The sequence below is a fragment of the Lichenibacterium dinghuense genome, assembly GCF_021730615.1.
Lineage (GTDB): Bacteria > Pseudomonadota > Alphaproteobacteria > Rhizobiales > Beijerinckiaceae > Lichenihabitans > Lichenihabitans dinghuensis.
The window spans coordinates 3,424,219-3,437,992 of record NZ_JAJLMN010000001.1 but is presented as its reverse complement, the minus strand read 5'-3'; the positions used below and the strand labels follow the sequence as shown (position 1 = coordinate 3,437,992).

At 71.1% G+C, this 13,774-nt stretch carries 13 protein-coding genes; 10 read left to right on the top strand and 3 right to left on the bottom strand.

The genetic code is table 11. The annotated features are described in order from the left end of the window. The 10 genes from urtC (at position 1) to L7N97_RS16355 (ending at position 8,793) form a co-directional block, all read left to right on the top strand. Complete coding sequence (urtC, locus tag L7N97_RS16400; protein ID WP_237479372.1) at positions 1-1,155, top strand: urea ABC transporter permease subunit UrtC; 1,155 nt, start codon at positions 1-3, stop codon at positions 1,153-1,155. Continuing rightward, entirely contained in the window at positions 1,152-1,901 is a 750-nt protein-coding gene (gene urtD, locus L7N97_RS16395; RefSeq protein WP_237479371.1) for an urea ABC transporter ATP-binding protein UrtD, read from the top strand. The genes urtC and urtD overlap by 4 nt, the downstream gene beginning before the upstream one ends. Next, positions 1,901-2,596, top strand: a complete 696-nt coding sequence (gene urtE / locus L7N97_RS16390) for an urea ABC transporter ATP-binding subunit UrtE (RefSeq protein ID WP_237479370.1) — start codon at positions 1,901-1,903, stop codon at positions 2,594-2,596. The genes urtD and urtE overlap by 1 nt, the downstream gene beginning before the upstream one ends. A 72-nt stretch (positions 2,597-2,668) precedes the next feature. Next, on the top strand, positions 2,669-3,709 hold the full coding sequence (locus L7N97_RS16385; RefSeq protein WP_237479369.1) for an aliphatic amidase: 1,041 nt from the start codon (positions 2,669-2,671) through the stop codon (positions 3,707-3,709). Positions 3,710-3,769: 60 nt separating this feature from the next. Next, positions 3,770-4,228, top strand: a complete 459-nt coding sequence (gene ureE, locus L7N97_RS16380; RefSeq protein WP_237479368.1) for an urease accessory protein UreE — start codon at positions 3,770-3,772, stop codon at positions 4,226-4,228. 4 nt (positions 4,229-4,232) lie between these two features. Then, positions 4,233-4,904: an urease accessory protein UreF gene (locus tag L7N97_RS16375; protein WP_237479367.1), complete on the top strand. Its 672-nt coding sequence runs from the start codon at positions 4,233-4,235 to the stop codon at positions 4,902-4,904. A gap of 11 nt (positions 4,905-4,915) precedes the next feature. Further along, entirely contained in the window at positions 4,916-5,611 is a 696-nt protein-coding gene (locus L7N97_RS16370) for an urease subunit beta (RefSeq protein ID WP_237479366.1), read from the top strand. Between the two features lie 2 nt (positions 5,612-5,613). Then, positions 5,614-7,326 carry an urease subunit alpha gene (ureC, locus tag L7N97_RS16365; RefSeq protein WP_237479365.1) on the top strand — a complete coding sequence of 571 codons (1,713 nt, stop codon included), beginning with the start codon at positions 5,614-5,616 and terminating at the stop codon, positions 7,324-7,326. Positions 7,327-7,331: 5 nt separating this feature from the next. Continuing rightward, positions 7,332-7,940 carry an urease accessory protein UreG gene (gene ureG / locus L7N97_RS16360; protein WP_237479364.1) on the top strand — a complete coding sequence of 203 codons (609 nt, stop codon included), beginning with the start codon at positions 7,332-7,334 and terminating at the stop codon, positions 7,938-7,940. 28 nt (positions 7,941-7,968) lie between these two features. Further along, positions 7,969-8,793, top strand: coding sequence for an urease accessory protein UreD (locus L7N97_RS16355; protein ID WP_237479363.1), 825 nt, complete (start codon positions 7,969-7,971; stop codon positions 8,791-8,793). Between the two features lie 12 nt (positions 8,794-8,805). On the opposite strand, the gene L7N97_RS30315 is transcribed toward L7N97_RS16355, so the two are convergent. From L7N97_RS30315 to L7N97_RS16340, 3 genes are read right to left on the bottom strand one after another with little or no spacing between them, the layout of a single operon-like run. Beyond that, positions 8,806-11,136 carry a nitric oxide reductase activation protein NorD gene (locus L7N97_RS30315; protein WP_237479362.1) on the bottom strand — a complete coding sequence of 777 codons (2,331 nt, stop codon included), beginning with the start codon at positions 11,134-11,136 and terminating at the stop codon, positions 8,806-8,808. After that, positions 11,133-11,927: a CbbQ/NirQ/NorQ/GpvN family protein gene (locus tag L7N97_RS16345; protein WP_237479361.1), complete on the bottom strand. Its 795-nt coding sequence runs from the start codon at positions 11,925-11,927 to the stop codon at positions 11,133-11,135. Before L7N97_RS16345 ends, L7N97_RS30315 begins: the two co-directional genes overlap by 4 nt. Before the next feature lie 32 nt (positions 11,928-11,959). Beyond that, positions 11,960-13,519 (bottom strand): amidase, encoded by a 1,560-nt coding sequence (locus tag L7N97_RS16340; protein ID WP_237479360.1) that lies wholly within the window; start codon positions 13,517-13,519, stop codon positions 11,960-11,962. Between the last annotated feature and the right edge of the window lie 255 nt (positions 13,520-13,774).

The following is a 13,774-nucleotide window of genomic DNA, read 5'->3' as shown; positions in this document are numbered from 1 at the left end:
ATGACGGCCAAGCGTCAATTCGAGATCGCGTCCTACGTCCTCTTCATCGCCCTTATCCTGGTGCTGCCGGCGTTCCTCGGCGAGTTCTGGCTCAACCGCATCGCGAAGTACCTCGTCTTCGGCATGCTCGGCGTCGCAATCTGCCTGTCCTGGGGCTACGCCGGCATCCTCAACCTCGGCCAGGGCCTGTTCTTCGGCCTCGGTGCCTACCTGATGGCGATGTCGCTGAAGCTCGCGTCGAACACCTCGATGCAGCAGGGCTCCGACACCCCGATCCCCGACTTCATGTTCTGGAACGCAGAGCCGGGCGCCAAGCCCGACCTGTGTTGCATCACCAAGACCTCGTTCCTGTGGATCCCATTCCAGAGCCAGTGGGTCGGCCTCGTCATGGCCGTAGCGGTGCCGACGGTCGCGGCGGCCGCGCTCGGCGCCGTCATCTTCAAAAAGCGCATCGCCGGCGTCTTCATCTCCATCATCACCCTGGCCCTCGTGCTGCTGGCGCGTCTCCTCGTGATCGACGGGCAACCGCTCACGAACGGCTTCAACGGCCTGACCGACCTCGGCAGCTTCACCCTCGGGGACTTCAGCTTCGACAGCTACGGCAAGCCCACCTACTACGTCGTGGCGACCGCCCTGGCCCTGGTGCTCGTCGGCACGCGGTTGCTGGTTGAGACCCGCGCCGGCTTGGTCCTCCAGGCGGTGCGCGATGACGCCAACCGCGCCCGCTACCTCGGCTTCGACGTGCCGAACTACCAGGTGTTCTTTTTCGCCGTGTCGGCCGCCATTGCGGGCCTCGCCGGGCTGCTCTACGTCAACGTCGCCGAGTTCGCTTCCCCGACCTTCCTCGACCTGTCCTTCTCCATCACCATGGTGGTGTGGGCCGCGGTCGGCGGACGCAACTCGCTGCTCGGCGCCTGCATCGGCGCGATCCTCATCAACATGGCCGAGGCCGGGATGAGCGAGACGCAGAGCCTCGTCGAGTCCTGGCGCGCCATCATCGGCCTCATCTTCATCCTCGTCGTGCTGTTCCTGCCGAGGGGTCTCGCAGGCCTCGCAGACGACGCGCTGGGCGCCCTCCTCGGGCGTCGCCGCGGCCGTTCGGTCGCTGCATCGGAGCCCGACGCCGTCCACGCCAGCTCCAAGGGAGGCCTGTGATGGCCGTGGCACTCACCATCGACGGGCTCGGGGTCGACTTTTCCGGGTTCAAAGCCGTGTCAGGCGTCTCCACCACGGTGGAGGACGGCGAGCTGAGGGTCCTGCTCGGCGCCAACGGCGCCGGCAAGACGACGCTCATGGACCTGATCTCGGGCCGCACGCAGAGCACGGAAGGGCGGGTATTCCTGTTCGACCGGGACATCACCAACCGCGACGAGCACGTGATCGCCCGCGCCGGGCTGGGCCGCAAGTTCCAGATCCCCAGCGTGTTCAAGGAGCTCTCGGTGCGCCGCAACCTCGAGGTCGCCAGCTGCCCCGGCCGCGGCGTGTTCTCGAACCTGCACTTCGGGTTCCCGAAGGCCAGCCGCGACCGCCTTGAGGAGGTCCTCGACCTCGTCGCCCTGCGCGACGTCGAGCACGAGACCGCCGCGAACCTGTCGCACGGGCAGACGCAGTGGTTGGAGCTCGGGCTCCTCATCACCCAAAACCCGAAGGTGCTCCTGCTCGACGAGCCCACGGCCGGCATGACGGCCGGCGAGACCCAGAAGACCGCCCGCATCATCAACGACCTCAAGGGACGGCACACGCTCATCGTGGTCGAGCACGACATGGCCTTCGTGCGCGAGATCGCCGAGCGCATCACCGTGCTGCACCTCGGCCAGATCATCGCCGAGGGCGGCATCTCCGACATCGAGAACGACCCGAAGGTCAAGGAAGCCTACCTCGGCTCCGGGGGGATCCACTGATGTTGAACGTCCAGGGCGTCGACAGCTTCTACGACCGCAGCCACATCCTGCACGGGGTGTCGCTCGGCATCGCCCGCGGCGAGATCCTGTCGGTGCTGGGCCGCAACGGCACGGGCAAGACCACCCTGCTGAAGACCCTCATGGGCCTCACCGACCGGTCCACGGGCCGGATCGCGCTCGGCGACGTCGAGATCGGCGCCGCGCCGACGCACAAGCGGGCGCGGGCCGGCATAGCCTACGTCCCGCAGGGCCGGCAGATCATCCCGGACTTCACGGTGCGGGAGAACATCCTCATGGGCGCCTTCGCGCGGCCGGACGGCCGGCAGGCGATCCCCGACCTCGTGCCGGCCCTTTTCCCCTACCTCATGGCCAACCTCGGCCGTCCCGGCGGCCTGCTGTCGGGCGGCCAGCAGCAGCAGCTCGCCATCGCCCGCGCGCTCGCCGCGCAACCCAAGGTCCTGCTGCTCGACGAGCCGACCGAGGGCATCCAGCCCAACATCGTGCGCGAGATCGAGGACATCATCCTGCGCCTCAACCGCGACGAGGGCCTCACCATCGTCCTGGTCGAGCAGAACATCCCGTTCGCCCGCAAGGCGGCTGACGCCTTTGTCATCATGGAGAAGGGTCGCGTCGCGGCCTCCGGCCGCCGGGCCGAGCTCGGCGACGACCTGATCCACCGCCACCTCGCCGTCTGAGCCACCGGTCTCGCGGCGCCAGCGCCCACCCCACCGGATCAAGTCCAACAAGCCAGCCCAGGGACGAACCCCATGCTCCACGGTGACATCTCCTCCAGCAACGACACGGTCGGCGTCGCCGTCGTGTCCTACAAGATGCCCCGCCTCCACACGAAGGCCGAGGTCATCGCCAACGCCAAGAAGATCGCCGACATGCTGATCGGCATGAAGTCCGGCCTGCCCGGCATGGACTTGGTGATCTTCCCGGAATACTCGACCCACGGCATCATGTACGACTCGAAGGAGATGTACGAGACGGCCTCGACCATCCCCGGCGACGAGACCGAGATCTTCGCCGAGGCCTGCCGCAAGGCCAAGGTCTGGGGCGTGTTCTCGCTCACCGGCGAGCGGCACGAGGAGCATCCGCACAAGGCGCCCTACAACACCCTCATCTTGATGAACGACGAGGGCGAGATCGTCCAGAAATACCGCAAGATCATGCCTTGGGTGCCGATCGAGGGCTGGTATCCGGGCGACTGCACCTACGTGTCGGAAGGCCCGAAGGGCATGAAGATCTCGTTGATCATCTGCGACGACGGCAACTATCCCGAGATCTGGCGCGACTGCGCCATGAAGGGCGCCGAATTAATCATCCGCTGTCAGGGCTACATGTATCCCGCCAAGGAGCAGCAGATCATGATGTCCAAGAGCATGGCCTGGGCCAACAACTGCTACGTGGCCGTGGCCAACGCTTCGGGCTTCGACGGCGTATACACCTACTTCGGCCATTCCTCGCTGATCGGCTTCGACGGCCGCACCCTCGGCGAGACCGGCACCGAGGAGATGGGCATCCAGTACGCGGCCCTGTCGAAGTTTCTGCTCCGCGACTTCCGCAAGCACGGCCAGTCCGAGAACCACCTCTTCAAGCTCGTGCATCGCGGCTACACGGGCACGATCAACTCGGGCGACGGCGACAAGGGCGTCGCGGCCTGCCCCTACGACTTCTACGCGAAGTGGATCGCCGACCCGGAGGCCACGCGCGAGGCCGTCGAGGCCCTGACACGCGACACGGTGGGCACCGACGAAGCGCCGATGGAGGGCATCCCCAACCGGAAGACGGTCGCCCATCGCTGAAACCGCGCGGAGCCGGGGCGCCTTCGGGTGCCCCGGACCTCTCCCTCGGACGGAGACGACATGATCCTCATCGAAAGCGTCCTCGGCAGCCGCCTGGATCCCGCGCTGGCCGACCGGCTGCACCACCTCGAGCACCACGGCCGCGTCGACGTCCTGACGCTGCCGCCCGGCGAACTCGCCCGACGCCGCTTCCGCGCCACCTCGGCGGGGGGAAAGGACGTCGCCGTCGCCCTCTCGCGCGACGCGGCGCTCTACGACGGTGCCGTGCTGAGGCTCGACGACGATGGGGCGTTGGTGGTCCGCGTGGATACGCAGCACTGGCTGCGCCTCCAGCCCCGCTCCATCGCCGACGCCCTCGAACTCGGGCATCACGCGGGCAACCTGCACTGGCGGGTGCGCTTCGGCGGCGAGGCGATGCTCGTCGCGCTCGAGGCCCCGGCGGACGACTACCTGGAGCGTCTCGGATCGCTGGTCACCGAGCGACGCGTCAGCGCCTCGGTGCTCGAAGGGGGTGGCTGAGGCCTTGCGAGCGATCCTGGCGGCGCTCTGGCAAGGCGACTCCGCCTTCCCGAGCGGCGGCTTCGCCTTCTCGAACGGCCTCGAAGGGGTCGCGGCCCTCGCCGGCCCGCTCGACCGCGCTGGCCTTTCCGCGGTGATGGACGCGGCCCTGCGCCATCGCTGGGCGACGGTCGACCGGGTGGCCCTGCTCCACGCCTTCGCGGCGGAGGACCTCGACCGCATCGCCATCGTCGACCGCGCCGTGGAGGCCGCCACGCCTACGGAGGCCTTCCGCGTCGGGTCCCGTCGCAACGGCAGGGCGCTGCTGATCGCCCACGGACGGCTGGCCACGCCCGAGGCCGCCGAGCTCAAGGCGGCGGTCGCGGCCGGCCGTGCGCTGGGGCACCTGCCGGTGGTGCAGGGGTGGGTGTGGCGCCGGTGCGGGCTCGACGCGCGGGCGGCCGTGGCCGCCTCCGCCTACACGGTCGCGGCAGGCCTCGCCAACGCGGCCGTCAGGCTCGGCTGGCTGGGCGCCATCGATGCCCAGGGCGCGCTGGGCGACAGCCTCGACCTCGCCGCCGACCTCGCACGCGAGGCCGACGATCCCCCGCCACTCCGGCTGTCGAGCGCGACGCCGTGGCTCGACGTCGCGGCGACGCGCCACGCGCGCTCCGGGCTGCGCCTCTTCTCGAACTGACGGACCTTGCGATGCTCCTCACCCCGACCGAGATGGAGAGACTGACGATCTTCACGGCCGCGGAACTCGCCCGCAAGCGTCGCGCGCGCGGCCTGCGGCTGAACCACCCCGAGGCCGTGGCCCTCATCACGGACGAGATCCTGGAGGGTGCCCGAGACGGGCGGAGCGTGGCGGACCTCATCGGCTGGGACTCCACCATCCTGACCGCGGCGGATGTCATGCCGGGCGTCCCCGCGATGACCCCGATCCTGCAGATCGAGGGGGTGTTCCCGGACGGCACGAAACTCGTCACCGTCCACGAGCCCATGCGCCCGGTCGAGGGCGGCGAGGCAGACGCGCTGGAGCCCGGCGCGCTCGTGGTGGGCGAGGGCGATATCGAGCTGAATGCCGGGCGCCGGACCGTCACGATCGACGCCGTCAACACGGGCGACCGCCCCGTGCAGATCGGCTCGCACTACCACTTCTTCGAAGCCAACAAGGCCATGTCGTTCGACCGCGCCGCTGCCTTCGGCATGCGCCTCGACATCCCGGCCGGCACGGCGGTCCGCTTCGAGCCCGGCCAGTCGAAGGCCGTGACGCTGGTCGTCTACGGCGGGCGGCGCGAGGTGACGGGCTTCCACGGCTTGACCGAAGGCGTGACCGACGGCGATGCGGCCCGCGATGCGGCGCTGGCCCGCGCCCGCGCTGCCGGCTTCAAGGGGGCGTGACGATGGCGCGGATGACGCGGCGCCACTACGCCGAGCTCTACGGTCCCACGGTCGGGGACGGCTTCCGCCTTGGCGACACCTCGCTCGTCGCCATCGTCGAGAGGGACTTCACCGCCTACGGCGACGAGTGCCTGCACGGCGGCGGCAAGACGCTGCGCGACGGGGCCGGCATGGCGCCCGGGGTGACGAGTCAGGGGGGCGCGCTCGACCTCTTGCTCTGCAACGTCGTGGCGATCGACGCGGTGCTGGGCGTCGTGAAGGGCGACCTCGGGATCAAGGACGGCCGCATCGTCGGCTTCGGCAAGGCCGGCAACCCCGCCGTGATGGACGGCGTCGACCCACGCCTCATCGTGTCGCAGGGCACCACCGTGCGGGACTGCGAGGGGCTGATCGCGACGGCCGGCGCCATCGACGTGCACGTCCATTTCGACTCCGCCGGGCTCTGCGACCACGCCATATCGAGCGGCATCACCACGATGCTGGGTGGTTCGCTCGGGCCGATTACGGTCGGCATCGACTCCGGCGGCCCGTTCAACACTGGCAAGATGCTCCAGGCGGCCGAGGGCTTTCCGGTGAACTTCGGCTTCCTGGGCCGCGGCAACTCCCACCGGCCCGCCTCGCTGCACGAGCAGATGGAGACCGGGTGCCTCGGGCTGAAGCTGCACGAGGACTGGGGCTCCATGCCGGCCGCCATCGACTGCTGCCTCAAGGTGGCGGACGAGCTCGACTTCCAGGTGCAGATCCACACCGACACGCTGAACGAGAGCGGCTTCCTGGAGGACACGCTGGCCGCCATCGGCGGCCGCACCATCCACATGTACCACACGGAGGGGGCCGGCGGCGGCCACGCGCCCGACATCATCCGGGTCGCCGGGCTCGCGCACTGCCTGCCGTCGTCGACGAACCCCACCAACCCCTACACGGTGAACACGTTCGACGAGCACCTCGACATGACGATGGTGTGCCATCACCTCAACCCGGCGATCCCGGAGGACGTGGCCTTCGCAGAGAGCCGCATCCGGCCGCAGACGATCGCCGCCGAGGACGTGCTGCACGACATCGGCGCGATCTCGATGCTGGGATCGGACAGCCAGGGCATGGGTCGGATCCACGAGGTCATCTGCCGGACGTGGCAGTTGGCCTCAAAGATGAAGGACCAGCGCGGCCCCCTCCCCGAGGAGCGGCCCGGCCGCGGCGACAATGCCCGCATCCGCCGCTACGTCGCCAAATACACGATCAACGCCGCCCGCACCTTCGGCATCGCCGACCACGTCGGTTCGCTCGAGGACCGCAAGATGGCCGACGTCGTCGTGTGGCGCCCGGCCTTCTTCGGCATCAAGCCGGAGCTCGTCATCAAGGGCGGCTTCATCGCCTGGGGCGCCATGGGCGATTCCGCGGCCTCGCTGATGACCTGCGAGCCGGTGCTGATGCGGCCTCAGTGGGGGGCCTTCGGTCGCGCCGCGCCCGCCCTTTCGGCCTGCTTCGTCCACCCGGCTGCGATCGCGGGAGGGCTCGACCGCAAGCTCGGGCTCACCAAGGGCCTGCTGCCGGCGAGCGGCACCCGTTCGCTGCGCAAGTCGGACATGCTGTGGAACGACGCCTGTCCCGACATACGGGTCGACCCGCAGACGTTCGAGGTCTTCGTCGACGGCACCCTCGCCACGTGCGACCCGGCGGAGCGGCTCCCGCTCGCGCAACGCTACATGTTGAGGTGAGGCGGATGAGCGCGGCCCGCATCGGGATCGGTGGCCCCGTCGGCTCCGGCAAGACCGCCCTGATCGAGCGCCTTATCCCCGTCTTGGCGGGGCGGGGCGTCGACCTCGCCGTCGTGACGAACGACCTCGTGACTCACGAGGACGCGGAACGCCTGCGCCGCTCGGGCCTCATCGACCCCGAGCGCGTCGCCGCCGTGGAGGCCGGTGCCTGCCCGCACACGGTGATCCGGGAGGATCCGACCCTCAACATCGCGGCCGGGGACGAGCTCGAGGCCCGCTTCCCGGGGGTGGAGTTGATCATCTTCGAGTCGGGCGGCGACAACCTCGCCTCGACCTTCTCGCTCGACCTCGTGGACTGGTGGATTTTCGTCATCGACGTCGCCGGCGGAGACGACATCCCTCGCAAGCGCGGCCCCGGGATCCTGCGAAGCGACCTCCTCGTCGTCAACAAGACCGACCTCGCGCCCCACGTCGGGGTAGACCTGCCGCGCATGCTGTCGGAGGCCGAGCAGGTGCGCGGCGGTCGCCCCATCATCGCCACCAGCCTGCGCCGCGGTGAGGCCGTCGAGGCCGTGGCGGACGCGATCCAGCGCGCCGTCCTGTTCACGGCCTGACGTGCTGCGGCGACCCGACACCCGGTCCGTGCATCCGGGCCGCACGAGCCGGGCCGAGCTCGGCTTCGCGGTCGGCGGAGGCCGGACGTTCCTGGCGCGCCAGAGGGTTCCCTACCCATTCCACGCCACGCGGCCCCACCATCTCGGGGCGGGGAGGCCCGACCTGGCCACCCTCGTGCTCCAGTCCGCCTCCGGCGGCCTGTTCGGCGGCGACCGGCTCGACCTTGTCGTCACGGCGAACGCCGGCGCGGCCGCGCACGTGACCAGCCAGGCGGCGACCGTGGTGCACTCCGCCCGCGGCGACGGGTCGGTCGTCGCCAATCGGATCGAGGCCCGGGACGGCGCCATGCTCTCGGTCACGACGGATCCCTACGTCCTATTCCCGGAAGCGCAGCTTTCGGTCGCCACGGAGATCGTCCTGGCGCCGACCGCGACCGTCGTCGTGGCCGACGGCTTCGCCACACACGATCCCGCCGGCCGGGGCTCGCCGCCCCGGCGCCTGTCCACCCGGTGCAGGGTCCTGTCGGAGGATGGGTCCCTGCTGGTCGACGACGCGTGCGAATTGGACGGGACGGCCCTTTTCGGACCCGGGTCCGTCCTGGGCCCGCACGCGGCCTTCGGCTCCGTCCTCGTCCTCGGGGCCGCGGCGGGTCGGCTCGATCCCGCAGCGGTCGAGGCACGGCTCGACGCCCTCGGCGCGCTGGCGGGCGCCTCGCCGCTGCCCAACGGCGCCGGGCTGGGGATCCGGATCCTGGCCAAGCAGGGAGGGGTCCTGGCGCGCGCCCTCGACGACGCTCACGCTGCTGCCTTCGCGGCGACCTTCGGTGCCGAACCGTCCGGCCGTCGCCGCTGACCCGGCGACGGCTCAGCGGCGCGCGATCCTGAAGTAGAGGTCCGAGAGACGGGCGGGCAGGTCTTCGATGCGGCGCACGGGCATGTGGTTGGCCCGGCCGAACACCGACGCGCCCGCACCCTGGCCCGATGGGTCGAGGGTGATACCGAAGACGTCGACGCCCCGGCCGCGCAGCGACAGCACGGCCCGGCGCGCGTCCTCGACGAGGTCGGCCGGGTCCGGCACGTCGACGTCGGAAGGCGCGCCGTCGGTCAGCACCAGGACGAGGCGCCGCGTCGCGGCGATCGCCGCGAGCTCGGCCCCTGCATGGCGCAACGCCGCCCCGAGCCGCGTCGAGTGGCCGGGCGCGAGGCCGGCAAGGCGCGCCTTGGCCGCACCGTCGAAGGCGCCGTCGAAGTCCTTGATCCGGGTCAACCGCACGGCGTCGCGCCCGTCCGACGCGAAGGCCCGCAGCGCGAGGCGGTCGCCGAGCCGGTCCATAGCGTCGGCCAGGACCGCAACGGCGCGGGTCTCGACGTCGAGCACCGACGCGTCGAGACCCGGCACGCGGTCGCGCGTCGATTCGGAGACGTCGACGAGCACCAACGCGGCCAGGTCGCGCGCGCGGAGCACCTTGCGGGTGTGGATGCGATCCTCGGGCAGCTCGCCCGCGCGGAGCGCCGTCACGGCCTCGATCGCGGCGTCAATGTCGAGGTCGAGCCCGTCCGGCTGACGTCGCAGGCGCGTCGGCCGGCCCACCCGGGCCTCGCGCACCAGCCGCTCGACGCGACGCGCGAGGCCGACGTCCCGCGCGAGCGCGTCGTCGATCGCGGCGGGGTCGCCGAGGGCGGGCGGCGCCTCGCGGATCGTGCACCAGTCGGGCCGCTCCAGCCCGGCGGCCCGGTCCCATTCGGGCGTGCGCGCCACCGCGATCCCCCGGGCGTCCGGGGCGATCGGCCTGGCGCGGCCCGCCGCCCCTTCACGCCGCTCGGGATCGTCCGGGTCCGGCGGCGCGTCGTCGTCCCCGTCGGGCCGGTGCTCCATGCGGACCGCCTGGACGGCGACGTCGACACCCTGGAGCGCCGCGTCGGGGGGCGGGGGCGGCAGAGCCCAGAGGCCGAGGTTGTCGTCGCGGTAGCGCGGCTCCACGACGTGAGATTTGGCGTCGAACTGGACGCGCATCTGGCCGATGTCGTTGCCGATCAAGCCGCCGATGCGCCGTGACAGGCCGGGGTCGGCGAGGTCGGGCTCCGCGCCGAAGAGCGCGCGTGCCTTGGCCACGACGCCGTCGTCGTCGGCATGCTCGGGGTCGAACAGGGCGCGGGCCACCCGGGCCAGGATCGCCGGCGCGGTCTTCAGGTGCGAGGGCTCGACGGTGTGGAACGGCGCCCACAGCGCTCGCAGGCCGGGCAGCCGCCGCATCGCCAGGGCCTCGACCCGCGCGTCCTCGACGAGCCCGACGAGCGCCACCTGCACGGGCTTCAGGTGCCCGGGGTCGAAGGGCACGGCCCCGAGCGCCAGATGCGCCGTCGCGTGGGCGACGGTGGCCCGGTACAGGTCCGAGGCCGCCGCGCGGGGCACGCCGCGGAAGACGTCCGGCACGAGCACGATGCCGGAGGACACGGCCGCGCGCCGCGCGCTCGCGGGCATGTCGGCGGCGGGCGGCAGCTCCTTGATGGGGAACGGCCTCCCCCAGAGCGCCGTCGCGTAGGCCTTCAGCTGCGGGCCCAGGCGCGACAGGGTGACGGCGCCCCCGAGCCGGTCGAGCACGCGGCGCGCCTCGGGCGAGCGGAGGGCGAAGAAGGAGAGGCGTGCACCGCGGTCGGTGCCCGAGCGGAGTCCGGCGGCCACGAAACCCTCAAAATTCGCCGCCCCGCAGCCGTCGAGCACGGCGCCGCTCGCGGCAGCCAGGGCGGGGACGCAGTCCGGCGCCTCGCGCGAGAGACGGACGAGGCCGCGCCACCATGCGGCCTCGTCGGCGGCCGTCCAGTTCGCCAGACGCGGCGCGAGGTCGAGGCGCGCGTTGAAGGCGGCTTGGGTCGCCGCCGCCCCGGCTTTGCGGCACAGGTCTGCCGCGGCGAGCGCCGCGCCCGTCGCACGGGGGAGCGCCCCGGGGGCCGTCGTCGCGGCGAGGCGCAGCGCCGCCATTAGCGCGGCGGCGCCGGCGTTGACGTTGGCGAGGCGCAGCACGGCCTCCGCGAAGGCGTCGCGCTCCGCCGGCGGCGCACACGCGTGGCGGCCCGCCGCGGCCCGCCAGGGGGCGAGCAGGACGGGACGCGCCCGCGCCATAGCGTCGAGCCGCGCCGCCGAGGCTTCGATGACGCTGCCGCGCGACCGGCGGGCGGCGGTGGCTGGAACGTTCACGGCAGGCAGGCCGCCACCGCGGCCGTCAGGGCCTCCCGCACGTCGGGATCGTCCGTGATGGGCAGGACGACGCCCGACCGCAATGCGGCCGGCAGCGGGATGCCGGCCCCGGCGAGCCGGGCCGCGTGGATCAGCATGCGGGTCGAGGCGCCCTCGTCGAGGCCGTGGCCGCGCAGGTTGCGAGAGCGTTCTCCGACCGACACGAGCAGTGCAGCGAGTTCCGGCGCGGCGCCGGACTCGCGAGCGACGATCTCGGCCTCGACCGACGGAGAGGGGTATGAGAACTCGATCGCCACGAAGCGCTGCTTCGTCGATTCCTTGAGGTCCTTGACCGCGCTCTGGTAACCCGGGTTGTACGAGATGGTGAGCTGGAAGTCGGGATGGGCCGCGACGATCTCGTTGCGCTTGTCGAGGGGCAGCACACGCCGCGCATCCGTCAGGGGGTGGATCACCACGGTGGTGTCTTGGCGCGCCTCGACGATCTCGTCGAGGTAACAGATGGCACCCCGGCGGACAGCCAGCGTCAGCGGCCCGTCGTGCCACACGGTCCCCTCGGGGGCGAGCAGGAAGCGTCCGGCCAAGTCGGCGGCGGTCATGTCCTCGTGGGCCGCCACCGTCACCAACGGCACGCCGATCTTCCAGGCCATGTGCTCGACGAAGCGGGTCTTGCCGCAGCCCGTCGGCCCCTTGAGCATCACGGGGAGGCGGTCGCGATAGGCGGCCTCGAAGAGTTCGACCTCCCCGCCGGTAGCGCGATAGTAGGGTTCCGAGGTGATCCGGTAGGCGTCCATCGCGTCGATGTGTCTCCGATCCCTAGCCTGCCTCATCCGACCCGGAGGGTCGGGGGCCGGCGGTGGCGCGTGCCAGCCTCGTAGGCGAAGGCGAGCGCCAGAAGGTCGGCCTCGCTCCACATCGGGCCGACGAAGATCAGGTTGAACGGCGCGCCGGAGGCGTAGAAGCCGGCCGGCACCGTCACTCCCGGCAGGCCCGCGATGTTGATCTCCCCGACCGTGGTCTCCTGGATGGTGCCGCTGCCGTGCAAGGGCGGCAGCTGCTCACGCATCTGAGGGAACACCAAGCCGTCCAATCTCTGGCCTGTCCAGACCTCGCCGAAGATCGCGAGGTAGCGCTCCTTCAGCGCCGTGAACTCCGACAGGTCCGGCGGGCGGGATGGGTCGGCCAAGCATGGGCCGAACTGCGGCAGGTTCGGCATGAAGCCGAGGACGCCGGACGGGGCGAAGGCGTCCTCGGACGCGGTGGCGAGGGCGAAGTCGGCGAAGCTCCGCAAGGCTGCGTCGGGCCCGAGGCGTTCCAAGTAATTTTGAAGGTCGTGGGGCACGGATTCGAGGCCGCGTGCGTCGAAGTTCGCGAGGGGTGGGGTCGGCTCGCGCAGGGAGGCGAAGCCCGAGCCGGCGAAGGGATCGTCGACCAGCACGGCGCCGAGCCGCTCCATCTCGTCCCGGGCGCGCCGGTAGAGTTCGTCGGCCTCCGGCGACAGGGGCTGATCGCGCCAGCCTGGGCCGTAGAGGCCGAGGCGCTTGCCCTGCAGGGCATCGGCATGAAGCTTCGACGCGTAGCCTCCGGCGGGACGGTGGCCGATGCCCGCCACGGTCTTGGGATCTTCGGCGGTGTAGCCCGCGAGCACGTCGAGGCAGAGAGCCGCATCCCTCACGCAACGCGAGATCGGTCCCACGACATCGCGGTTGGAGGAGAGCGGCATGACGCCCGCGTTGGGCACCAACGCGAACGTCGGCTTGATGCCGACCAAGCCCTGCGCCGAGGCCGGGTTCTGGATCGAGCCGCCGGTCTCCTCGGCGAGGCCCAGCACGGCCATGCTGGCGGCGACTGCGGTGGCGGTGCCGGCGCTGCTGCCTCCGGGCAGGAACTCGCGCCCGGCCGCGTTGTACGTCGGTCCGGCCCAGCTGTCGTTGGCGTGGCTGCCGGTGTGGCTGAGCACCGGCACGTTCGTCTTGCCCAGGATCACGGCACCGGCCGCCTTCATGCGGGCGACGACCGGGCTGTCCGTGGCGGGCATGAGGTCCACCCCGCCACTCGCGGCATGCAGGAGGCGCCAGCCGGCCGTGGTCGGGAAACCGACCATGTCCATCGGGTCTTTCACCACCACGGGAACACCATCGAGTGGGCCCAGGGTCTGCCCCGCGGCCCGCCGCCGGTCGCTGGCGCGCGCGGCGTCGAGCGCTTCGGGGTTTAAGAAGACGATGGCTGTGTAGTGCGGGTCCCAGGTCGCGATACGTTCCAGGAACGCCTGTGTCAGGGACACCGCGTCCGCGACGCCAGCCGCGAACGCCGCCTGCACCTGGTCGACCGTCATCTCGACGACATCGATGGAAACTACCCGGTCATCGATCATCGGCTCGGCCATGAGATCTCCAGCCCCTTCCTGCTGCTCGGAACGGCCAACTTATCATGCACGTCCTGGGCCGTGAACGATGCGCGTGCGGGCTGGCTCGTGCAGGCCGTATTCCCGATACCGACCGAACTCGACCCAACTTTGCCGTTCCGCGTGCATGTCGCCGTGCTCTGAAGCAGACGATCAGGCTACGGATGGTTCTTATGCCTCGTCTCGCTCATCAGTTGCATGATGCCTTACCGGCACATCCTGTTGGACCTGTCACCC